This is a genomic window from Pseudomonas sp. H3_E07 (assembly GCF_054668895.1).
Genome location: NZ_CP162795.1, coordinates 3,298,079 through 3,320,641 on the forward strand (window position 1 = coordinate 3,298,079; position 22,563 = coordinate 3,320,641).

The window sequence follows — 22,563 nt, forward strand, 5'->3', positions numbered from 1 at the left end:
AACGAAAAACGAAAAGTGATAGGGCCAAGTGAAAATAAATCTGTGAGCGTTCACAACTCTTCGCACTGCATGGCCCTGAAAGTTCAGGCTTGCGATGCGTTTCAGCCTTGTGCCCATTGCAGTTTCGCGGTCAAAGCGTCTGCGTAAGGTTCTGCACGGGCGATGGCCGCACGCGTCGCTTCACCGTGGCCGAAGGCATCGATCAACAGCAGGGCGTGGGGGGCCAGGAAGTCGCTCAGTCGATTGAGTTGTTCCTCCAGCGCACGGTAGCGAGTGCTGTCCATGAGGCCCTCGCTGATATACCAGGCCGCGTGTTTGTGCAGGTAGTCGAGTACGTAAAGGCCGCACAGTGCGTTCACCAGATCCTTTGCAAGCCCCGGCGGCAGGGAGTCGCCGGCCTTTACTGCGCTCTCGATGGCGAGGCGTTGGGCATGCGCTTCGCCTGCCCGTGCAACCACCATCAGCTTTGAATTCCAGACCTGCATGTCGTCCTCACCCAACGTCCGGCGTGCGGCGACATGGTCGGCCACCTCCTTGAGCAAACGGTATTCCAGGGTGCGGGCCATGCTCAGGCTGTACTCGGGATCGTCCAGTTCAGCCTGCGGGTCGGGTGGTGTGGGTTTGCTCAAGGGTTGGCCGATCAGGACCTTGGCGGCATCCAGCAGGATCATGCGGTTATTGCCGCCCGCGTCCTGGTAGATCTTGGCCATGCCTTCGTAGTCGGCGAAACGATTGAGGTTGAGCGCCCCGGCCACGCCGCAGCGCAATCGGCATTCGGTGGCCACCGCCTCGGCGGCGGGGGCGCAAAGGGCTTTGAGCAACGCCAATCTCTGGGAAATGGCGGCCCACGGTGTCCACGTCACCTCTCCCGCGCCGGTGTTGTCCAGTGATGACTGACTGGCCGTGCCCTCGATCCAGAGACACGCGCAGTCATTGGCGAAGCTTTTCATCACGTACGCGGTGGCCAGGCAGCCGAACAGTGCGCGGCGTTGGGTGCGAAAATCCAGCAGGCTTGTACCGTTGCCGATGCGTGCCTGGGTGGTGCGCCGGTTGGCATGCGTCAGGGCCAGTGTTGCACAGGCCAGCATGACGGAGCTCAAACCGGTGCCAACCATCGCCCACACGTTCTTGGGGGCGAAGAGTGAGCGGATCAGACGCCGATCGGTGTTGCCCAGTGGGTCGTGGAAGCGGTTGGAGTCATCAATGTGCGCCCCGTCACACAGCCATGCGTCAAAAGAGATGCGTACCTGATTAAAACGCAACACGCCGTAATCCAATGGCACTGCGCGAATTTCCGCTGGCGACGACATTTCAATGCCGGGGCACGGGCCCTGTGCATCACTTAATGGCAAGACAAAGGCGAAGACACCACAGCGTTGGTCCTGAACCGTCAACTCAGCAAACACTACGCCCATCTTATTCAGGTTATTGATACCGACATTGGCGAATTTCAGCGCGGCGTTGTTCGGTGTGTTCAACACAAACGTACGCGTGTCGGTATCGAATACCGCCTCCAGGCAGGGGGCCATATGCGAGTTGCTGCGGCCTATTTCAGTCAGCGCGTAGACCCCCAGGCTTTCGCCCGTTTCCAGTTCGCGCCGCCACCGGGCGGCATGCGGGTGGTCCTGCTCGAACGCCAGCAGTGTGCCGATGCACAAACCCTGCTGAATCACGCATCCCATGAACAGCGATGGATCATTGATCGCCGCATGAGTGGCCACGGCCATCAACCATTCCGGTTGTTTGAACCCGTGGATGCCGTCGGGCAGTTGCTTGAGCAGATGCTGCAAGCGCCAATAGGTATGGCGGTGGCCGTCGTGGGCGCTCTGGTTGGTTTGCGGATGCAACTGCGGATCGCTGAACGTATAGGCCATGTGCGCGTGGGTTTGGGCAGAGACGGGCCCGTTGACCAGAGGGCGCAGGACGTTGAGCGTCTGTGAGTCGACCAGCAGTTGGCGAAGGGCATTGGGCGGCGCGGCCAGGGGTGTGTAGGTTTTGGCATCGCGCAGGCTTTTGAGGATGCACATCGACATGCCTCGGTTCACGCCCATGTCGATAAATAGGCGGCGGTGGTCGGGCGCTAATGTGGTGAGTGTCTTGGGCAGGTCGGTGGGGTGGGTCACGCCCCGCGTGAACAACTCGTGCAGGTCTTCCCCGTGCCGGTAGCAGCGTCTCAGCACGGTCGAATAGATGGGCATTCTGAACGGCTGTTGCTTCAGGGGCTGTAGCCGTGCGTTCATCACTTCTGCGACATGCCGGTGCGCCGAGTAATGGGAGGCGTAGGCGATCGGCACCCAGCGCAATGGCGGCGTGTTGTCGCCGTAGCGTTCAAGCAGACCGTTCAGGCCGCTCATTTCGCCGCTGATGATGCATTGCTCAGGGGCATTGACCGAGCCCAACTCCAGCTTCAGTTCTGGCCACCTGTCGAGCAACGCTTGCGTCTTTTGCGGCGCCAGGTTGATCAGCAGCATGCCGCCGCGGCCCTCCTCACTGCGGTAGGCCGCATTGAGGGCGCAGACTGCAGCCACGCCCTGCTCAATGCTCAGTACGCCGGCGCATACCCGAGCGGCAATCTCACCAAAACTCTGCGCGAGAATCAGTGCCGGACGCACGCCTGCGTCGTGCAGCAACTGGTTGAGCACAACCGCAGCGCCATACAGGGCCAGTTGCATGACTCCGGAAGGCAGCGGCAGGGCATGCTGATGGGTCAGCAACACTTGAGTGACCAGGCCGGGCTGCAGGCCGGGCTCGTGCTGCGCCGCCTCGTGTTCGATGAGCGCCAGGGTGGACTCTATCGAGCCACGCAACTCCTCGGCGTGTTGGTGCAGGTCGGCCAAGGCACCGCAGGGGTCGTTGCCCTGACCGGGGAAGCAGAAGGTAAACGTGTGGCGGGTGATGTTTGGGAGCGTCGACATCGTTTCATCCTTAATAGAACAATTGAGATGTCTATTGAAGGACACGACGGTAAGGCTGAAACCTGTCAGGCATGACAGTTTTTTAGACGCGTTTGAAATGAGGGTTTGTTCATTTCTCGCTAAGTGATTCGGTGTTTTTCGCCGTGGCTTTCACCGTCACCCACCAGGGAGTGTGCTGCTCGATGTGCACCGGCAGTGTCGGCAGCAGCGCGTTGAGCGCCAGCGTGGTGTCGTGCAGTGGGAAGCTGCCGGTGATGCGCAGGTCAGCCACGTTTTTATCCACCCCCAGGTAACCGGTGCGGTAACGGCTGAGCTCCTCGACCACCTCGCCCAGGCGCGCGTTGTCGACCACCAGCATGCCGCGGGTCCAGGCATCGGTGGCGGGAGTGACGGCAAGCAGCGGGCCGAGGCCGTCGCTGCGCATCAGCACTTGTTGGCCTTCCTTGAAGACCTGTTCCTGGTGCAGCGCCTCGGGTTGGGCCGCCACGGCCGATTGCAGCACGCTCAAGCGTGTGGCGTCGTCTTCGCGCTTGACGATAAACCGTGTGCCCAGCGCCCGCAGGCTGCCATCGCGGGTTTGTACATAGAACGGGCGTTCATCGTTGTGGCCGGTTTCGACCAGGATTTCACCTTCCTGCAACACAACCAGCCGGCGTTTTTCATCGAAACGCACGTCGATGGCGCTGTGGGTATTGAGGTTGATCAGCGTACCGTCCGACAGCTTCAGCGTGCGCTGCTCACCCGTGGCGGTACGTTGGTCGGCCAGCCAATAGTGGATCGGCACATAGCGCTCACCGGCAAACAGCGCCAGGCCAATGACCAACGCGACACTTGCCAGGCCACTGCCCAGCTTGCGCACACGCTGGCGAATACCTTCACGCGATTGCAGCAATGCTGCCCGCGCCGGGCCTGAGGCTACGCTGAAACGCTGGTCGAGCATGCCCAACTGACGCCAGGCGCGGGCATGTTCTTCATCGCTGGCCAGCCATTTATCGAACTCTTCACGCTCGATTGCACTGCCGTCACCCGAATCAAGGGACAACTGCCAGGCGATCGCCGCATCCAGCACGCGGGCCGACACCGGTCTGGAACTGATCACCGTCACTGCGGCTCGCCATACAGCGCGATGTAGCACTGGCGAATGCCTTGGGCCAGGTACTGGCGCACGCGGGGCACCGACACGCCGAGGCGCTGGGCGATTTCGGCGTGGCCGATGCCGTCGAGACGGTTATAAAGGAAGGCGGCGCGGGCCTTGCTCGACAGCTTGCCGAGCAGGCGGTCGATAGCCTTGAGGTCTTCGAGGATCAGGTGCTGTTCTTCCGGCGAAGGGTGTTCACTTTCCGGGATCAGCATCAGTTCGGTGAGGTAGGCCTGTTCCAGGGCGGCGCGACGGAAGTAATCGAACAGCAAGCCCTTGGCGATCGCCATCAGGAACGCACGGGGTTCGCGGGGCGCGCGCAACTCGTCACGGCCCAGCAGACGCATGAAGGTGTCCTGGCTCAGGTCTTCGGCGCGGCTCGGGCAGGCCACGTTGCGTCGAAGCCAGGCCAGCAGCCAGCCACGATGGTCGCGATACAACGCGCCAACAAGCTCACTGTGTGGGTTCTGAATCGACGACAAGGCATCACCTGGTAAACGGGATGTTTAAACTAACGAGAATTATTCGCGATTGTGGCAGAGCCGTGGTGTCGGCGCAATTGGCGTTTGTCGGGAGATGACATTAAAACGATGGCGCGTGTTGACGCCGTTTCCATTGGCTCAAACGCTCTTGCAATACCTGTGGCGTATCGATGTGCTGCTGGCGCGCGCGGCTGAACAGGATGAGCATCAGCTCCGCCGTGGCCAGGGCATCGGCGCTGGCGTGATGACGCTCGCCCACGTGCAGGTTGAAGTGATTGATCCAATCGTCCAGCCCGGCTTCGCGGATATGCGCCTCGGGGCACAATAGGGGAGCGATGTCTGCAACGTCGAGAAACGGATGGGTCAGGCGGTAACCCAGGCTGTCCTTGAGTGCCCGGCACAGCATGTGTTGATCGAACGGCGCATGGAAGGCGAGTAATGGGCTGTCACCGACAAAGTCCATGAAGTCCAACAACGCGTCCACCGGATCGCTGCCGGCCGCGATCGCACTGGGGCCGAGGCCGTGGATCAACACGCTGGGGCTGAGTTTGGTTTCAGCCCGTTGCAGGGTGCGTTCGAACAGTTGCGAGAAATCCACCGCACCGTCTTCGATCACGACCGCGCCGATGGACAGTACCTGATCACGATTGAGGTTGAGGCCGCTGGTTTCCAGGTCCACCACCACCCAGCGCTGGTTGCGCAGGGTGTTGTTGCCCAGTGGCGTGGGACTGCGCAGTTGCGCCAGGCGCTGTTGTTGCGCACTGTCGAGCCCCGGCTTTTTCTTACGCAGCCAGTTGAACAAACTCACAGCTGATACCGCAGCGTCAGGCTGCTTTGCAGACGTTGTGCCTGGCGCAGGGATTCACGCAGGATCCGACGGTCCAGATGGTTGAGGCTGTCAGGGTCGACACGGTTGGAGTACGGCTGGTTCTCGCGGGATTGCAACTGGTGCTGCTGCATGCGGGTCTGCTGGATAAAGTGGTAGGCCTCTTCATACGCGGCGCCGTCCAGGGGCTCAATCACCTCCTTCACCACCAGTTGGCGCAGACGCTCCAAGGTGTTGTTGGCGTGGATACCATTGGCCAGGGCCAGCAGGCGCGCGCCGTCGACGAAAGGGGTCAGGCCCTGCACCTTGAGGTCGAGGGTGGCTTTTTCGCCACCTTTACGGGTCAGTACAAATTCACGGAAACGTCCTACGGGCGGCCGCTGGCGCAACGCGTTTTCGGCCAGCATGCGTTGGAACAACCGGTTGTCCGCCACTTGGTCGAGAATGGTTTGGCGCAATTGCTCGCAGCCACGTTCATCGCCCCACACCACACGCAGATCGAAATAGATGCTGGAACCCAGCAGATTCTCCGGCGTCGCCTCGCGGATAAAAGCTGCAAACCGCCGCGCCCACTCCGCGCGCGACAGGCACAGCTCCGGGTTGCCGGCCATGATGTTGCCTTTGCACAGGCTGAACCCGCACAGGGCAAGACTCTGATTGATTTGCTGGGCGAGTGGCAGCAGCCGGCCACGGATCGCTGCTGCTTCGGCGGCGTCCTTGGCATCGAACAGAATGCCGTTGTCCTGATCGGTGTAAAGCGTCTGCTCGCGACGGCCTTCGCTGCCGAAGCACAACCAACTGAACGGTACGCCGGGGTCGCCTTTTTCGGCCAGGGTCAGCTCGATCACCCGGCACACGGTGTGATCGTTGAGCAGCGTAATGATGTGGGTGATCTGAGTGGACGAGGCCCCATGGGCCAGCATGCGTTCGACCAACTGGCCGATCTCGCCGCGAATCGCCACCAGGTTGTCCACCCGCGGTGCGTTGCGGATGGTGCGCGCCAGATGCACCAGGTCCACCCGTTGCAGTGAAAACAGGTCGCGTTCGGACACTACACCGCACAGGCGCTGGTCCTTGACCAGGCAGACGTGGGCGATATGCCGTTCGGTCATGGCGATTGCAGCGTCGAAGGCGCTGTGGTCAGGGGTCAGGAAGAAGGGCGCCTGGGTCATATGCCCTTCGATGAGTTGGCTGAAATCGCTGGTGCCATCGGCCACCACCTGGCGCAGGTCGCGCAGGGTGAAAATCCCCAGGGGCGCCTTGAGCTCATCGACGATGACGATGCTGCCCACCTGTTGCTCATGCATCAGCGTGACGGCTTCGCGCAGCGGTGTGGCTGGGCTGCACGTGACCGGATGGCGCATGGCCAATTCGCCGAGGCGCGTGTTCAGCGAGTACTGAGTGCCGAGGGTTTCCACGGCTTTTTGCTGCACTTGCTGATTGACCTGGTCCAACAGGCTGCTGACGCCACGCAGGGCAAAATCGCGAAACGGGCTGGACAGCGCGAAGAGCTTGATGAATGCCGGTTTGTTCAGTTGCAGGCAGAAGGTGTCTTCGGCGGCCTTGTGCTCGGTGCGGGTCGCCCGTTCGCCCAGCAACGCGGCCAGGGGGAAGCACTCGCCAGTGGTGATTTCGAAGGTGGTTTCGGCGCTGTCCGGTCGTTCACCCACAACCCGGCCCTGCTTGACGATATAAAAGTGTTCAACCGGCCCACCCGACGGTTTGAGGATGCTGTCGCCGGAGCCGTAAAAGCGTAACTGGCACTGTTCCACCAAAAACGCCAGGTGGGCGTTTTCCATCTGGTTGAACGGCGGGAAACGCTGCAGGAACTGCAGGGTGCCGTGAATATTCTGCAAAACAGCAGTTTTTCCCGCTTGCGCGAAAGCATCAGCTTTACTCATAACAGTGACCGCATTTTTTTGTCGTTATCGTCCTGCATGGTCGACTCCCGCGCGGCGGGTGCCCATTGGACGTAAGTCTAGGTCGATACAAACGGCACACACCTAGGGAAAAACCTTACATGACTATCGTCCAAAACCCGTAGAACGCCCACTAGGCAAACTTTCCGACGAAGTGCACATTGAACGCCCTTCCGCAGATGTCTGACGAGTGTGCTGGGAGATTGATTAGAACTGCTGAGAACCGTATGTCCGACCACGATATTTTGAGTGACGCTGAGCGCGAGGCGCTGAGCGCCGTGATGCTGGAGCCTGATTTACCGCCACAACGCGTGCTGATCGTCGACGACGACAAGGACGCACGCGAATTGCTGGCGGAAATCCTGGGACTGGACGGTATTCGCTGCATGACGGCTGACAGTGGTGAGGCGGCGTGGGATTTGTTGAAGTCGAGCAGCTCCATCGGTTTGCTGATCACCGATTTGCGCATGAACCCCGGCAACGGGCTGGAGTTGATCAAGCTAGTGCGAGATTCCACTCGCGCTGCATTGCCCATTATCATCATGTCGGGGGACGCCGAAGCGCCAGATGTGATTGATGCGATGCACTTGAGCGTGGTGGATTTTTTGCTGAAACCGATTGATAGCGTGAAGTTGGCGAAGATGGTCAAGCGGGAGTTGGGGATGGCGCAGTAGGGGCCGTTTGTCTGGAGTTACACCACACTGTCAACTCTGACAGTCGTTGCAGTGGGCGATCGCATGTTCAATGGTTTGGGTGCTCTTGACGAGCTTTTGGCCCATGACCTGAACAGGAATCTAATTTATGCCCACTGCAGAAGATAACAGCCCTCAGGCTGACGCTGACCACGCGTTAGCGGAGTTTGAATACACCCTCAAAGGCAATCGTCTCAAATTAACCTCGCGGAGGATCATCAGGGACATTCAACGACTGATAATACCCACAGACGAAGTCAACGGCTTAGGTATTAGCTTGACCTATTCTCCGAAAAGAGTCGAAGAGGGGAATAACGAATTCAACTTGTCGGAGATCTCGAAAGTAATATTTATGCTCAGTCCGTTTGAGGAATACGACCGAGCCCCCTCAGGAACGATAGAGGTCAAATATCAAATCATCCCCGAACCTACAGTAGATAGAGTCGAGCTCTCGGGCTTTGTGCGAGACGGCAAAGTCAGTAATAAAACGGGTGATGTACTTACGTTCAGCGGTACATTCAACTACGGGTTTAGTGTGCCTCTAAAGCGTTAATAAAAAGCCCTGATCTCACGATCAGGGCTTTTTCATTTACAGGCCGTTTTTAGCCTTGAACTCCCGACGCCTGCGGTGCAACACCGGTTCGGTATACCCATTCGGCTGTTTGGTACCTTCAATCACCAACTCCACCGCCGCCTGGAACGCGATATTGCTGTCGAAATCCGGTGCCAGTGGGCGATACAGCTTGTCCCCGGCATTTTGACGGTCCACCACTGGCGCCATGCGCTTGAGGCTTTCCATCACCTGGACTTCATTGACGATGCCGTGGCGCAGCCAGTTGGCGATGTGCTGGCTGGAGATACGCAGGGTGGCGCGGTCTTCCATCAGGCCCACATCGTTGATGTCCGGCACTTTCGAGCAGCCAACACCCTGGTCGATCCAGCGCACCACATATCCGAGGATGCCCTGGGCGTTGTTGTCCAGCTCGTTGCGGATTTCTTCGTCGGACCAATTGGTGTTACTGGCCAAGGGAATGGTCAGGATGTCGTCCACCGACGCGCGCTCGCGCTTGGCCAGTTCGGCCTGGCGGGCGAATACGTCGACCTTGTGATAGTGCAACACGTGCAGGGCAGCCGCCGTGGGCGACGGTACCCAGGCGGTGTTGGCGCCGGCCAGTGGGTGGGCGATCTTCTGCTCGAGCATTGCGGCCATCAGGTCGGGCATGGCCCACATGCCTTTACCGATCTGCGCGCGACCTTGCAGGCCGGTGCTCAGGCCGATATCCACGTTCCAGTTCTCGTAGGCGCTGATCCATTTTTCCGCCTTCATGGCGGCCTTGCGCACCATCGCGCCGGCTTCCATGGAGGTGTGGATCTCGTCGCCGGTACGGTCGAGGAAGCCGGTGTTGATGAATACCACGCGCTCACTGGCCGCCTTGATGCAGGCCTTGAGGTTGACCGTGGTGCGGCGCTCCTCGTCCATGATCCCGACTTTGAGGGTGTTGCGCGGCAGGTTCAGCACGTCTTCGATGCGCCCGAACAGCTCATTGGTGAACGCCGCTTCTTCCGGGCCGTGCATCTTCGGTTTCACGATGTACACGGAACCCGTGCGGCTGTTTTTGCGGCTGCTGTTGCCGTTGAGGCTGTGGATCGCCGCCAGGCTGGTGATCAGCCCGTCGAGAATACCTTCCGGCACTTCGTTGCCGTCTTTGTCGAGGATCGCGTCGATGGTCATCAGGTGGCCAACGTTACGCACGAACAGCAGCGAACGGCCATGCAGGGTCACGTCCTGGCCATTCACGCCGGTGTAGACACGGTCGGCATTCATGGTGCGGGTGAAGGTCTTGCCGCCCTTGGCGACTTCTTCGGCCAGGTCGCCCTTCATCAGGCCGAGCCAGTTGCGGTAGATCACCACTTTGTCGTCGGCATCGACGGCGGCGACGGAGTCTTCGCAGTCCATGATGGTGGTCAGCGCGGCTTCCATCAGCACATCTTTGATGCCGGCGGCGTCGGTCTGGCCGACAGGGGTGCTGGCGTCGATCTGGATTTCGAAGTGCAGGCCGTTGTGTTTCAGCAGGATCGCAATCGGCTGCGCAGCAGGGCCCTGGAAACCGATCAACTGTGCGTCATCGCGCAGGCCGCTGTTGCTGCCGCCCTTGAGGCTGACGATCAGCTTGCCGTCGACGATCTTGTAGCCGGTCGAATCCACGTGGCTGCCGGCGCTGAGCGGTGCGGCCTCATCGAGGAAGGCGCGGGCGAAGGCGATGACCTTGTCGCCACGTACCTTGTTGTAGCCCTGGCCCTTTTCGGCGCCGTCGGCTTCGCTGATGGCATCGGTGCCATACAGCGCGTCATACAGAGAGCCCCAGCGCGCATTGGAGGCGTTGAGGGCGAAGCGGGCGTTCATCACCGGCACTACCAGCTGCGGGCCGGCCATGCGGGCGATCTCGTCATCGACGTTTTGGGTCGTGGCCTGGAAGTCTGCGGCTTCTGGCAGCAGGTATCCAATGTCTTGCAGGAAGGCTTTGTAAGCCACCGGGTCATGCGCCTGGCCGGCGTGGGTCTGGTGCCAGGTATCGATCCGCGTTTGGAAATCGTCGCGTTTGGCGAGTAGGGCTTTGTTCTTCGGTGCCAGGTCGTGGATGACCTTGTCGGCGCCGGCCCAGAACTGGTCGGCAGTAATGCCGGTGCCGGGAATGGCTTCGTTGTTCACGAAGTCGAACAGGACTTTGGCGACCTGCAGGCCACCGACTTGAACGTGTTCAGTCATTGCTTGCCTCACTCTGCGGAGCTTATGCGCTGTTTCAGATTTTCATTATGTAGTGCACGATTGGGCATACTACATGATGACTTGCGGTTGTGAAAATTAGACTAAATACGTCGTTTAGCGACCCACTTTGGTCGTACGGTCACAGCGGAGAACCGGATGTTCTCAAAAAACTAATGGATTGTTCCAGATAAATATAAAAATGGTACACGATTTGTTTTCAAGGGCTTGCGGGTCCACCTTGTAGATTGAATTCCAGAGGGCTTGGCCATGGACCATCTTGTACTCACAATTATCGCCGCCGACAAACCCGGGCTGGTTGAACGCATTGCGCAGAACATCGCCGCCCACGGCGGCAACTGGCTGGAAAGCCGCATGGCGCACATGGCCGGGCAGTTTGCCGGGATCCTGCGGGTCAGCGTTCCTGCAGAGCACCGTCAGGCGTTGGTCGGGGCGCTGGAGGATTTATCCACACATGGCATTCGCGTGCTGGTGGGCGAGGGCAGTAGCGGACAGGCCTCGGCCTCCAGATCGATCATGATGACGCTGGTGGGCAATGACCGTGCGGGCATTGTGCGCGAGATTACGGCGCTGCTGAGCAAGCAGAGTGTGAACCTGGAGAGCCTGAGTACCGATGTGCGCCCGGCACCCATGAGCGGCGATCCATTGTTTACCGCCGAGGCGTTGTTGCAGGTGCCAGCGGCGTTGTCCCTCGATACCTTGCAGTTATCTCTGGAAACCCTGGCCGATGACTTGATGGTGGAACTGCATCACGAGGAATAATCTGCCCACAGGGTTATGCATGGAAATCTTGCATGGGCCTGTGGATAACCTGTAGAGACCCGGCGCCAGGCCACGCCCGCCGGGCGCCTCCGTCATTTGAGCAAAAAACGAGCAATTTCAAAAGCTTGTGCACAAATGGCGGGGATCAGGTTGTGGATAACCTTGGGGTGGATGCCTGCAAGCCACGCCCGCTGTGGCTTGCAGAGGTTTGTACGTTATTTGATCAGCGTTTGCGTGCGCTGAGCCAGATATCAACGCTGTACACCACCAGGCCTGCCCAGATGAAGGCGAAGGCGGTCAGTGTGCTCGGTGCCAGGTGTTCACCGAACAGCAGCACGGCTTCCAGCAACACCAGCGTCGGTGCGACGTACTGCAAAAAGCCCAATGCGGTGTAGGGCAAATGCCGTGCGGCGGCGTTGAAACACACCAACGGGATCAGCGTCACCGGGCCGGCGGCCACCAGCCACCAGGCTTCGGACGTACTCCAGAACGCCATCTGGGCACTATGGGCGGTCGGGTTGAACAGCAACCAGGCCACTGCAATCGGCACCAGCATCCAGGTTTCCACCACCAGCCCCGGCAGCGCTTTAACGGGCGCCTGCTTGCGAATCAGCCCGTAGAAGCCAAAGGTCAACGCCAGCACCAGCGATACCCACGGCAAGCTGCCGACTTGCCACACCTGTTGCGCCACACCCACGGCGGCCAGCCCGACGGCCACCCACTGCAAGCGCCGCAGGCGTTCGCCCAGGATCAGCATGCCCAGCACCACATTCACCAGTGGGTTGATGTAGTAACCCAGGCTCGCTTCCAGCATGCGTCCGGTATTCACCGACCACACGTAAGTCAGCCAGTTGCCCGCAATCAACGAACCACTGAGGGCCAGGATCGCCAGGCGCTTGGGGTTGTCGCGCAATTCGCGGAACCAGCCGGGATGCTTCCACACCATCAACAGCAAACCGCCGAACAGCGCCGACCACAGCACGCGGTGTACGATGATCTCGGCAGCGGGTACGCTGGCGATGGCTTTGAAGTAGAGCGGGAACAGACCCCAGATGACATAGGCGCTCAGGCCCAGGATGTACCCCTTGCGGGGGTTGGCGGCTTGCATGCGGAATCCTTGCTTAGGCAGCTAACAAAGCGCAATTGTAAGGATATTTCTCAGGCAATGGGATCTGCTTTCTGTGGGAGCCGGTCTCCCACAGAACAGCCGTTAAAACAGTTTCAGGGGTTCTTCGTTCAAGGCCGAGAGTTGCTCGCGCAACGCCAGCACCTGATCGCCCCAATAACGCTCGCTGCCAAACCACGGGAAGCTGTGAGGGAACGCCGGGTCGTCCCAGCGCCGCGCCAGCCAGGCGCTGTAGTGCATCAGACGCAAGGCGCGCAGGGGTTCGATCAGCGCCAGTTCACGCGGGTCGAAGTCATGGAATTCCTGGTAGCCGTCCATCAATTCCGAGAGCTGGCCCAGACATTCCTGACGATCTCCGGCGAGCATCATCCACAGGTCCTGCACTGCCGGGCCCATGCGGCAGTCGTCCAGGTCGACGATGTGGAACATCTCGTCGCGACACATCATGTTGCCGGGGTGGCAATCGCCGTGCATGCGGATGTTCTTGTGCGGCGTGGCCTTGTACACCTCTTCCACACGCTTGAGCAGGTCGCGGGCCACGGACTCGTAGGCCGGCAGCAGGCTCTTGGGAATGAAATTGCCTTCGAGCAACGTGGTCAGGGAGTCGTGACCGAAGTTCTTCACGCCCAGGGCTTCCCGGTGTTCGAACGGGCGGGTGGAACCCACCGCATGCAAACGGCCGAGCAATTGCCCGAGGCGATACAGTTGATCGAGATTGCCCGGCTCCGGCGCGCGGCCGCCGCGGCGCGGGAACAAGGTGAAGCGGAAGCCGGCGTGTTCGAACAGGCTTTCGCCGTTGTGGATCAGTGGCGCGACCACCGGGACTTCGCATTCGGCCAGTTCGAAAGTAAAGCGGTGTTCTTCGAGGATTGCTTCGTTGGTCCAACGCTGTGGACGATAGAACTTGGCGATCAGCGGTTCCGAGTCTTCGATACCCACTTGATAGACACGGTTTTCGTAGCTGTTGAGCGCCAGAACGCGAGCATCGCTGAGGAAGCCGATGCTTTCGACCGCGTCGAGTACCAGATCGGGCGTGAGTGTTTCAAACGGGTGGGCCATGCGAACTCCTGCGCGCAGCAGGGCGCCGCGTCCGGCCGGGTATGGTAACGCACACGAGCATAGATAGGTGGTGGCTGTGGGGACGCCTTCGCGAGCAAGCGCGCTCCCATATTTCACCGCGTATATCCTGTAGGAATACGGTGGAATGTGGGAGCGGCGGTTCGACGCTTCGACTTGCTCGCGAAAGCGGTCTATCAGGCGCCGACGATACCGCCGTCATCCCGTCGAATCGCCATCACCGACGAGCGCGGCTTGCCATTCGGCAGATGCTCCGGCCAGGTCGAACCGCCGGTCTCCCCCGGATGCTGAATCCCCACAAAGAGCGTCTTCTGATCCGGCGAGAAGCTGATGCCTGTCACTTCACAGGCCACCGGCCCGACCATGAAACGGCGGATTTCCCCGGTGGCGGGGTCTGCACACAGCATCTGGTTATTGCCCATGCCTGCGAAATCTCCGGCGTTGCTGTAGTCCCCGTCTGTGAGGATCCACAAACGCCCGGCCTTGTCGAAGCCCAAGCCATCGGGGCTGTTGAACATGTTCTGCGGGTTGATGTTCGACGAGCCACCTTTTGGCGTGCCGGCGTGCACACCCGGGTTGCCGGCCACCACAAACAGGTCCCAGGTGAATGTCGAGGCACCGTGGTTATCGGCGTCGGCCTTCCAACGCAGGATCTGGCCGTAGACGTTTTTCTCACGTGGGTTGGGGCCGCCCACTGGCTGGCCCTCTTCACCCCGCTTGGCGTTATTGGTCAGGGTGCAATAGACCTGGCCATCGGTGGGGCTGACCACGATCCATTCCGGGCGGTCCATGCGTGTGGCTTTCACCACGCTGGCGGCCAGGCGGGCGTGGATCAGCACTTCGGCCTGGCTGGCAAAACCGGTGCTGGCGTCGATGCCGTTTTTGCCGTGGGTCAGCTCGACCCATTGGCCCTTGCCCTTGGGGTGGTCGGTGTTGCCGTCGCCCGCGTCGAAGATCGCCACATACAAGGTGCCGTGGTCGAGCAAGTCTTTGTTGGCCTTGGGGTTCTTGTGGTTGATCTTGTCGCGGCTGACGAACTTGTAGATGAACTCGCCGCGCTCATCGTCGCCCATGTACACCACGGCGCGGCCGTCGCGGGTTTCCGCCAAGGCAGCGTTTTCGTGCTTGAAGCGGCCCAGGGCGGTGCGTTTGGCCGGGGTGGATTGTGGGTCGAACGGGTCGATTTCCACGACCCAACCGTGGCGGTTGAGTTCGTTGGGGTTCTTGGCGATGTCGAAGCGTGGGTCGTGTTGGTGCCAGTTGATGTCTTTGCTGGCGGCGACCACGCCATAGCGTTTCTGCCCGGCGTCGAAGGTCTGTTGTGGGTTGCTGCTGCCGAAGCAGTCGGTGAAGTTCTCTTCGCACGTCAGATAAGTGCCCCACGGTGTCTTGCCGTTGGCGCAGTTCTGGAAGGTACCCAGGGCTTTTTTACCGGACTTGTCGGCGCTGGTTTTCAGCCAGTCGTGGCCGGCGGCGGGGCCGCTGAGGCGGATCGGCGAGTTGCCATGGATGCGGCGGTTGTAGCGCGAGTCCTGCACGAATTGCCAGGTGTCGCCCTTGCGGCGTACTTCGATCACTGACACACCTTCGCTGGCCTGGGCCTTGTGCACGTCTTCGGCCGACTGCGGCGCACCGCCGTGGGCGAAAAGGTAGCGATAGTTGGTGTATTCGTTGTTGATCGCCATCAGCGCGCGGTTGTCGTCACCGGGGAAGGCAAACAGGCTCATGCCGTCGTTGTTGTCGCCGAACTGTTGCTCCTGGGCCTTGGCCGTGCCGTTGCCGGACGGGTCGAAGGCCGGCGCGCTCTTGCTCAGCGGCTGGCCCCAGCTGATCAGCACCGAAGCGCTGTAGCCCGGCGGCAAGGTAATGGCGTCGCTGGTGGCAGCGGCGATGCTGGTGAAACCCAGCAACGGGCTGGCGCTGGCGGCGTTGACGGCGAGAGCGCTGCGGGTCAGCAGGTTGCCGCCGAGGAACATCGCGGCGCCGCACAGGGCACCGGCACCGATGAAGCGGCGGCGGGTGAGGCCGACCATCTGCTCAAGGTCGGTGGCTTGGTTTTCTTCTAATAGGCTCATCTCAGGCTCCCTGCGGTTTTTGCAAACACCATAAGGAGCGGGCGTGACGAAATTGTTGCAGTTTAAATAGCGGGCCGCTTACACCGGTGTGCCGAGCAGCACATTGCTCGGTGCACATTGAACCTGGATCGCTTTACCTTCGGCCACGCACAGAGCCTTGAGCGTGTCGGGCTGCGCCAGGGCGCATAAAACCTGGCCGTTGGGCAGGATGACACGCACTTCGCTGGGGCCGTCCTCGGCGTCGAGAATGGCGTCGACGATGCCGCTCATGCAATTGTTTCCAGTTGTTGCTAAGGCCTCGGGCGCCAGCAATTCCAGCCAGCCGGCCTTGATCAGTGCGACCACTTCCACGCCGATCTCCAGCTCTAGTCGCTGCGTGCTGTCGTGGGTGATCTGCGCAGCCAGGGTCAGCCCGCCAGCCAGTTGCAGACGGATCAGATCATTGCGGCCATGCTGCTCGATAGCGACGACCTGACCATGCAGTTGATTACGCGCGCTGGTGCGCAGCATCAAGCGGCCCAGCAGGTTGAAGTCACTGGCGGCTTCGTCAGAGCCCAGCACTTGGGCCTGCAATACTTGCAGGCGCTGATAAAGACGCAGCACGCGCTCACCTTCCGCCGTCAGCTTGGCGCCGCCGCCACCTTTCCCGCCGACGCTGCGTTCCACCAGCGGCTTTTGCGCCAGGTTGTTCAGCTCATCAATGGCATCCCACGCCGCCTTGTAACTCAACCCCGCGCTTTTCGCCGCGCGGGTGATAGAACCCTGCTCGGCGATATGCGCCAGCAGGGCAATGCGCTGGGGGCGGCGGATGATGTGTTGGCTGAGGGGCGTTGGCAGAGACATGGCAATACGCTTCGATGTGGTGGGCCGAACGTTGCGGGCAAGGTGGGACGGAGTCAAGTCAGCTGCCTGGTTTGGGCGTGCGCGCCAGGCAGTACACATCGACCTGCCGCGCCCCGGCGTTCATCAACAACCGCGCCAGGCTGTGGGCGGTGGCACCCGTGGTGAGTACGTCGTCCACCAGTGCAAAGTGACGGCCTTGCACCTGGGCATCGGGCGCCAGGGCGAAAGCGCCGAGCAGGTTGCGTTTGCGGGTCTTGGCATCGAGGGCTTGTTGGGCGACGGTTTCATGGGGGCGTAATAACAAGTGTTCATCGTAGGCGATGTTTAAGGAGCTGCTGAGCCAGCGCGCCAGCATCAAGGCCTGGTTATAGCCGCGTTCACGCAGGCGCTTGCGCGCCAGGGGCACCGGTAGCAGGCAGTCGGGGCGCGTGAGTTCGGTGTTGTCGAAGCGGTGTTGCAGGTGCTGCGTCAACAACTGTGCAAGCATTTGTCCGAGGGGCCAGCGCGCCTGGTGCTTGAAGCGGCTGATCAGACAGTCGATCGGAAAGCTGTAAGTCCAGGGTGCGATCACCTGTTTGAAAGCCGGTGGATGCTGTTGGCATTGACCGCAGATCAAACCCTCCATCGGCAAGGGCAGGGCGCACAGGTTGCAGTGCTCCATCAACCAAGGCAGCTCGGTTTCGCAGGCGTTGCACACAGCATCGCAAGAGTCCGTGGCCTCATCGCAGATCAAACAGGTTTGTGTGTTTTTTGACCAGATGTAAACCTGGTGTTTGTAGTCTGGTTGACAGTGCATGAATCTTCCTTAAATATGCCGAGCATCCGTGTCGTGCCTGTGGGTATTGCCCTGCCCACAGCGCTTGCCAAAGCATAATCAAGGAATCGCCCATGAGCGCCAGCACCACCGCCACCTTGCGTCACGATTGGTCCCTCGCCGAAGTCAAAGCGCTGTTCGTGCAGCCGTTCAATGACCTGTTGTTCCAGGCGCAGACCGTGCACCGCGCGCATTTCGACGCTAACCGTGTGCAAGTGTCGACGCTGCTCTCGATCAAGACCGGGGCCTGCCCGGAAGATTGCAAATATTGTCCGCAGTCGGGCCACTACAACACTGGCCTGGAAAAAGAGAAGCTGATGGAAGTGCAGAAGGTCCTCGAAGAGGCTGCCCGCGCCAAGGCCATCGGTTCGACCCGTTTCTGCATGGGCGCCGCCTGGAAGCACCCGTCGGCCAAAGACATGCCTTACGTGCTGCAGATGGTCAAAGGCGTGAAGGCCATGGGCCTGGAAACCTGCATGACCCTCGGCCGCCTCGATCAGGACCAGACCGAGGCCCTGGCCCAGGCTGGCCTGGACTACTACAACCACAACCTTGATACGTCGCCGGAGTTTTACGGCTCGATCATCACCACCCGCACCTACAGCGAGCGTCTGCAAACCCTGGCTTACGTGCGGGAGTCGGGGATGAAGATCTGCTCGGGTGGCATCCTCGGCATGGGCGAGTCCCTTGATGACCGCGCCAATTTGCTGATCCAGCTGGCCAACCTGCCGGAGCATCCGGAATCGGTGCCAATCAACATGTTGGTGAAGGTTGCCGGTACGCCGCTGGAAAACGCCGAAGACATCGACCCGTTCGACTTCATCCGCATGCTCGCCGTGGCGCGCATCCTGATGCCGCAGTCCCATGTACGGCTGTCGGCTGGTCGCGAGGCGATGAACGAGCAGATGCAGGCCCTGGCGTTTTTTGCCGGTGCCAACTCGATCTTCTACGGCGATAAGTTGCTGACCACTGCCAACCCGCAGGCCGACAAGGATATGCAACTGTTTTCGCGCCTGGGGATTCTGCCGGAAGCGCGCGAAGAGCATGCCGATGAAGTGCATCAGGCCGCGATCGAACAGGCGCTGGTGGAGCAAAAGAGCAGCGAGCAGTTCTATAACGCCGTTGTTTGATTGAAATGCCATCCCTGTAGGGGTGGCAAGCCAGCTCCCACATTGTTCACCTGATGTATCGAGGCCAGCATGTCTTTTGATCTCGCCGCGCGCCTCGCTGCCCGCCGTGCCGAACACCTTTATCGCCAACGCCCGCTACTGGACAGCCCCCAAGGTCCGGAAGTGGTGGTGGACGGCCAGCCGTTGCTGGCGTTCTGTAATAACGATTACCTGGGCCTGGCCAATCACCCTCAAGTGATCGAAGCCTGGCGCGCCGGTGCGTCCCGCTGGGGCGTGGGCGGTGGTGCTTCGCACCTGGTGGTCGGGCATGCGACACCGCACCATGAACTGGAACAAGCGCTGGCCGACTTCACCGGTCGCCCGCGCGCGCTGCTGTTTACCACCGGCTACATGGCCAACCTCGGCGCGGTCACGGCGTTGGTGGGGCAGGGCGATACGGTGCTGGAAGACCGACTCAACCATGCCTCGTTGCTGGATGCGGGCCTGCTATCGGGTGCGCGTTTCAATCGCTACTTGCATAACGACGCCGAAAGCCTGGCCAAGCGCCTGGAGAAAGCCACCGGCAATACGCTGGTGGTCACCGATGGCGTGTTCAGCATGGACGGCGATCTGGCGGACCTGCCAGCGCTGGCCCGTGAAACCAAAGCCAAAGGTGCCTGGCTGATGGTGGATGATGCCCACGGCTTCGGGCCATTGGGTGCCAACGGCGGAGGCATCGTCGAGCATTTCGGCCTTAGCCAGGAGGACGTGCCGGTATTGGTCGGCACCCTTGGCAAGGCGTTTGGCACGGCTGGGGCTTTTGTGGCGGGCAGTGAAGCGCTGATCGAAAGCCTGATCCAGTTCGCACGCCCGTACATCTACACCACCAGCCAACCGCCGGCCCTGGCCTGCGCCACCTTGAAAAGCCTGGAGCTGCTGCGCACCGAACATTGGCGGCGCGAGCACCTCAACAGCCTGATTCACCAGTTCCGCCAGGGCGCCGAGCAGCTTGGGCTGGACCTGATGGACAGCTTCACGCCGATCCAGCCGATCCTGATCGGTGACAGCGCCAAGGCCATGCGCCTGTCGCAGATGCTGCGCGAGCGCGGCCTGATGGTCACCGCCATTCGCCCACCCACCGTGCCGGCTGGCAGTGCCCGCTTGCGCGTGACCTTGACGGCGGCCCACACCGAGGCGCAGGTGCGGCTATTGTTAAACGCATTGGAAGCGTGTTTGCGCGTATCAAGCAGTTCGGAGCCCGACCATGCGTGACCGACTGATATTGCTGCCCGGCTGGGGCCTCGGCGTATCACCGCTGGAGCCTTTGGCTGCCGCACTGCAAGGCCTGGACGAACACCTGCAGGTGCAGATCGAGCCCTTGCCCGCGCTGGCTTCCAGCGACCTGAATGAATGGCTCGACGAACTCGATGCCACGCTGCCGGACAACGCATGGTTGGGCGGTTGGTCGTTGGGCGGCATGCTTGCCTCGGAATTGGCGGCGCGGCGCGGCGAACGCTGTTGCGGCTTGCTCACACTGGCGAGCAATCCGTGTTTTGTCGCCCATGACGGCTGGCCGAGCGCGATGCCCGCCGAGACGTTCGACGCGTTTCTCGCCGGTTGCCATGCCGACTCCCAGGTCACCCTCAAACGTTTTGGTTTGCTGTGCGCCAAAGGTGCCGAAGACCCGCGTGGGTTGTCACGCTTGCTGGTCAGTGGCGCACCGAATACGCCTTCCAGTGTGCTGATGCCCGGTCTTGAACTGCTCGCCCAACTCGACACCCGCGACGCTTTGCTGGCGTATCGCGGCCCACAGTTGCACCTGTTCGCTGGACTGGATGGGTTGGTGCCCGCCGAAGCCGCCAGCGATCTGCTGGCGCTGCTGCCCGATGTTGAAATCGGCCTGATTGAACAGGCCGGCCACGCTTTTCTTCTGGAAGACCCCCACGGTGTAGCGGGGGCCATCCAGGCTTTTTTGCATGAGTGCATCGATGACTGATTTATCCCACGCCCCGCTGCCGGGGGCCTTGCCGGACAAGCGCCAGGTGGCGGCATCCTTTTCCCGTGCAGCCGCCAGTTACGACAGCGTTGCTGAGTTGCAGCGGGCAGTGGGCAGCCAATTGCTGATGCGCCTGCCGGCCGATATCACCCCGCAACGCTGGCTGGATATGGGCTGCGGCACGGGCTATTTCAGCCGCATGCTGGGTGAGCGGCTGCCTGCCAGCCAAGGCATCGCACTGGATATCGCCGAAGGAATGCTCAACCACGCGCGCCCTTTGGGTGGCGCCGAGCAGTTCATCGCGGGTGATGCAGAGCGTTTGCCGCTTAAAGCGGACAGCGTGGAGCTGATCTTCTCCTCTCTCGCGGTGCAGTGGTGCGCGAACTTCGAAGCGGTGCTCAGCGAGGCCTATCGCGTGTTGCAACCGGGTGGTGTGCTTGCCTTTACCAGCCTCTGCGTGGGCACCCTGGAAGAACTGCGCGAAAGCTGGCGCGCGGCGGATGGCTTGGTTCACGTCAACCGCTTCCGTACTTTCGAGGCTTATCAGCAACTGTGCGCAGCCAGCGGCCTGCGGGTGGTGAGCCTGGAGCAGCGTCCCCATGTACTGCATTACCCGGATGTGCGCAGCCTTACCCATGAGTTGAAGGCTTTGGGCGCCCATAACCTCAACCCCGGCCGCCCGGGAGGGTTGACGGGGCGCGCGCGGATTGTTGCACTGGTGCAGGCGTATGAGCGGTTCCGCCAGGCCCCGGGCCTGCCGGCGACTTACCAAGTGGTGTATGCCGTACTGGAGAAACCTCTATGACCGCTGCCTACTTTATTACCGGTACCGACACCGATGTCGGCAAAACGACTGTCGCTGCCGGCCTGCTCCACGCAGCGCGACAAGCCGGCAGAAGCACCGCCGCCGGCAAGCCCGTGGCGTCCGGCTGCCAGGTTACGCCCAAAGGCTTGCGCAACGCCGATGCATTGGCGTTGTTGGCCGAATGTTCGTTGCCCTTGAGTTATGCCGAGGTCAACCCGGTGGCCTTCGAACCGGCCATTGCACCGCATCTGGCGGCGCGGGAGGCGGGTGTGTCGCTGACGGTGCAATCCTTGCTCAAGCCCATGCAGCAGATGCTGGCGCGAGAAGCGGATTTCACCTTGATCGAAGGCGCAGGCGGTTGGCGGGTGCCACTGGCTGATCAGGCGAACCTGTCGGATTTGGCCATGGCGCTCAAGCTGCCGGTGATCCTGGTGGTGGGCGTGCGCCTGGGTTGCATCAGCCATGCCTTGCTGACCGCCGAAGCCATCGCCCGCGACGGTTTGCAGTTGGCCGGGTGGGTGGCAAATATCATCGACCCCAAGACCTCCCGTCTGGAAGAAAACCTCGCCACCCTGGCCGAACGCCTGCCCGCGCCGTGCCTGGGCCGTGTGCCGAAACTCAAGCACGCCGGGGCTGAGGCCGTGGCGGAGTACCTGCAATTGGACCTGCTTGACTGATTTTGGCTATCGATAAGGCATTATGCCATTAGTGTTTTTGACGGGTGTTTTGCGGGCGACTCTGCTTCAATCAAGGTTCACGATTCTCTAAAGGCAGGCTTACGCCATGGAAATCTCTGGAAGCAGCGCGTTTTATTCGGGCCTGAGCAGCATTCAGGCCGGGCAAAACCGTGTCGACCAGGCCGCCGGTAAAATTGCCAGCGCCGCGACGACCCAGCCCTCGGATGCGCAAAGTGACCGTCTGCAAGCCAATGACCGCGCCCAGCCGTCCAACTCGGCCAGCAACATGGTCGAAATGGCCCAAGGCAAATTCCAAGTGGAGCTCGGTGCAAAAGTCGCCAAGGCTTCGGATGAAATGCTCGGCACCCTGATCGACACCTACGCTTAACCCCCTTCTGTCTTATCCGGTCACTGCAGGAGCGAGCTTGCTCGCTCCTACAAAAACTCCCCATCTCTCCTAAAGTCATGTGTGGCGACCCGCCGCAGGCTTCGCCGTGCGCGCCTTTGATTCATGTCATGACA

General features: G+C 60.9%; 20 protein-coding genes. 9 read left to right on the forward strand and 11 right to left on the reverse strand.

Going from position 1 to position 22,563, the window contains the following annotated elements; translation table 11 throughout:
• Positions 1-101: 101 nt before the first annotated feature.
• From AB4O08_RS15010 to AB4O08_RS15030, 5 genes are all read right to left on the reverse strand, one after another.
• The gene (locus AB4O08_RS15010; protein ID WP_021491311.1) at positions 102-2,915 is read right to left on the reverse strand and encodes an acyltransferase domain-containing protein; all 2,814 of its coding nucleotides are present in this window, start codon (positions 2,913-2,915) and stop codon (positions 102-104) included.
• A 109-nt stretch (positions 2,916-3,024) separates the two neighbouring features.
• Positions 3,025-4,020 carry a FecR domain-containing protein gene (locus tag AB4O08_RS15015; protein WP_010207048.1) on the reverse strand — a complete coding sequence of 332 codons (996 nt, stop codon included), beginning with the start codon at positions 4,018-4,020 and terminating at the stop codon, positions 3,025-3,027.
• Positions 4,017-4,535, reverse strand: coding sequence for an RNA polymerase sigma factor (locus AB4O08_RS15020; protein ID WP_010207046.1), 519 nt, complete (start codon positions 4,533-4,535; stop codon positions 4,017-4,019). The genes AB4O08_RS15015 and AB4O08_RS15020 overlap by 4 nt, the downstream gene beginning before the upstream one ends.
• Positions 4,536-4,635: 100 nt before the next feature.
• Complete coding sequence (locus tag AB4O08_RS15025; protein WP_010207044.1) at positions 4,636-5,343, reverse strand: 3'-5' exonuclease; 708 nt, start codon at positions 5,341-5,343, stop codon at positions 4,636-4,638.
• A complete protein-coding gene (locus tag AB4O08_RS15030) occupies positions 5,340-7,262 on the reverse strand; it encodes a putative nucleotidyltransferase substrate binding domain-containing protein (RefSeq protein ID WP_460114200.1) in 1,923 nt (640 codons plus the stop codon). Before AB4O08_RS15030 ends, AB4O08_RS15025 begins: the two co-directional genes overlap by 4 nt.
• Before the next feature lie 245 nt (positions 7,263-7,507).
• Between AB4O08_RS15030 and AB4O08_RS15035 the strand changes: the two genes are divergently transcribed.
• Together AB4O08_RS15035 and AB4O08_RS15040 are read left to right on the forward strand one after the other, a co-directional pair.
• Positions 7,508-7,954: a response regulator gene (locus AB4O08_RS15035; protein WP_010207040.1), complete on the forward strand. Its 447-nt coding sequence runs from the start codon at positions 7,508-7,510 to the stop codon at positions 7,952-7,954.
• Between the two features lie 127 nt (positions 7,955-8,081).
• Positions 8,082-8,525 carry a hypothetical protein gene (locus AB4O08_RS15040; protein WP_047542584.1) on the forward strand — a complete coding sequence of 148 codons (444 nt, stop codon included), beginning with the start codon at positions 8,082-8,084 and terminating at the stop codon, positions 8,523-8,525.
• 36 nt (positions 8,526-8,561) lie between these two features.
• On the opposite strand, the gene AB4O08_RS15045 is transcribed toward AB4O08_RS15040, so the two are convergent.
• Positions 8,562-10,739: a malate synthase G gene (locus AB4O08_RS15045; protein WP_187517193.1), complete on the reverse strand. Its 2,178-nt coding sequence runs from the start codon at positions 10,737-10,739 to the stop codon at positions 8,562-8,564.
• A 267-nt stretch (positions 10,740-11,006) separates the two neighbouring features.
• On the opposite strand from AB4O08_RS15045, the gene AB4O08_RS15050 reads away from it, so the two are divergent.
• On the forward strand, positions 11,007-11,519 hold the full coding sequence (locus AB4O08_RS15050; RefSeq protein ID WP_045791562.1) for a glycine cleavage system transcriptional repressor: 513 nt from the start codon (positions 11,007-11,009) through the stop codon (positions 11,517-11,519).
• Positions 11,520-11,742: 223 nt separating this feature from the next.
• On the opposite strand, the gene rarD is transcribed toward AB4O08_RS15050, so the two are convergent.
• From rarD to AB4O08_RS15075, 5 genes are all read right to left on the reverse strand, one after another.
• Positions 11,743-12,627 carry an EamA family transporter RarD gene (gene rarD, locus AB4O08_RS15055; protein WP_010207032.1) on the reverse strand — a complete coding sequence of 295 codons (885 nt, stop codon included), beginning with the start codon at positions 12,625-12,627 and terminating at the stop codon, positions 11,743-11,745.
• 102 nt (positions 12,628-12,729) lie between these two features.
• Positions 12,730-13,704 carry a serine/threonine protein kinase gene (locus AB4O08_RS15060; protein WP_010207031.1) on the reverse strand — a complete coding sequence of 325 codons (975 nt, stop codon included), beginning with the start codon at positions 13,702-13,704 and terminating at the stop codon, positions 12,730-12,732.
• 194 nt (positions 13,705-13,898) lie between these two features.
• Positions 13,899-15,797: a PhoX family protein gene (locus tag AB4O08_RS15065; RefSeq protein ID WP_010207029.1), complete on the reverse strand. Its 1,899-nt coding sequence runs from the start codon at positions 15,795-15,797 to the stop codon at positions 13,899-13,901.
• 78 nt (positions 15,798-15,875) lie between these two features.
• Entirely contained in the window at positions 15,876-16,640 is a 765-nt protein-coding gene (locus AB4O08_RS15070) for a TOBE domain-containing protein (protein ID WP_010207028.1), read from the reverse strand.
• Positions 16,641-16,698: 58 nt separating this feature from the next.
• Complete coding sequence (locus tag AB4O08_RS15075) at positions 16,699-17,436, reverse strand: ComF family protein (RefSeq protein WP_045791564.1); 738 nt, start codon at positions 17,434-17,436, stop codon at positions 16,699-16,701.
• A gap of 92 nt (positions 17,437-17,528) precedes the next feature.
• Between AB4O08_RS15075 and bioB the strand changes: the two genes are divergently transcribed.
• From bioB to AB4O08_RS15105, 6 genes are all read left to right on the forward strand, one after another.
• Positions 17,529-18,584 carry a biotin synthase BioB gene (gene bioB, locus AB4O08_RS15080; RefSeq protein WP_010207025.1) on the forward strand — a complete coding sequence of 352 codons (1,056 nt, stop codon included), beginning with the start codon at positions 17,529-17,531 and terminating at the stop codon, positions 18,582-18,584.
• Between the two features lie 69 nt (positions 18,585-18,653).
• Complete coding sequence (gene bioF, locus AB4O08_RS15085; protein WP_044287984.1) at positions 18,654-19,835, forward strand: 8-amino-7-oxononanoate synthase; 1,182 nt, start codon at positions 18,654-18,656, stop codon at positions 19,833-19,835.
• Complete coding sequence (locus AB4O08_RS15090; RefSeq protein WP_021491315.1) at positions 19,828-20,559, forward strand: alpha/beta fold hydrolase; 732 nt, start codon at positions 19,828-19,830, stop codon at positions 20,557-20,559. The genes bioF and AB4O08_RS15090 overlap by 8 nt, the downstream gene beginning before the upstream one ends.
• Positions 20,552-21,364 carry a malonyl-ACP O-methyltransferase BioC gene (gene bioC / locus AB4O08_RS15095; RefSeq protein WP_021491316.1) on the forward strand — a complete coding sequence of 271 codons (813 nt, stop codon included), beginning with the start codon at positions 20,552-20,554 and terminating at the stop codon, positions 21,362-21,364. The genes AB4O08_RS15090 and bioC overlap by 8 nt, the downstream gene beginning before the upstream one ends.
• On the forward strand, positions 21,361-22,041 hold the full coding sequence (gene bioD / locus AB4O08_RS15100) for a dethiobiotin synthase (protein WP_010207018.1): 681 nt from the start codon (positions 21,361-21,363) through the stop codon (positions 22,039-22,041). Before bioC ends, bioD begins: the two co-directional genes overlap by 4 nt.
• A 106-nt stretch (positions 22,042-22,147) precedes the next feature.
• A complete protein-coding gene (locus AB4O08_RS15105; RefSeq protein WP_010207017.1) occupies positions 22,148-22,429 on the forward strand; it encodes a hypothetical protein in 282 nt (93 codons plus the stop codon).
• Positions 22,430-22,563: the final 134 nt, after the last annotated feature.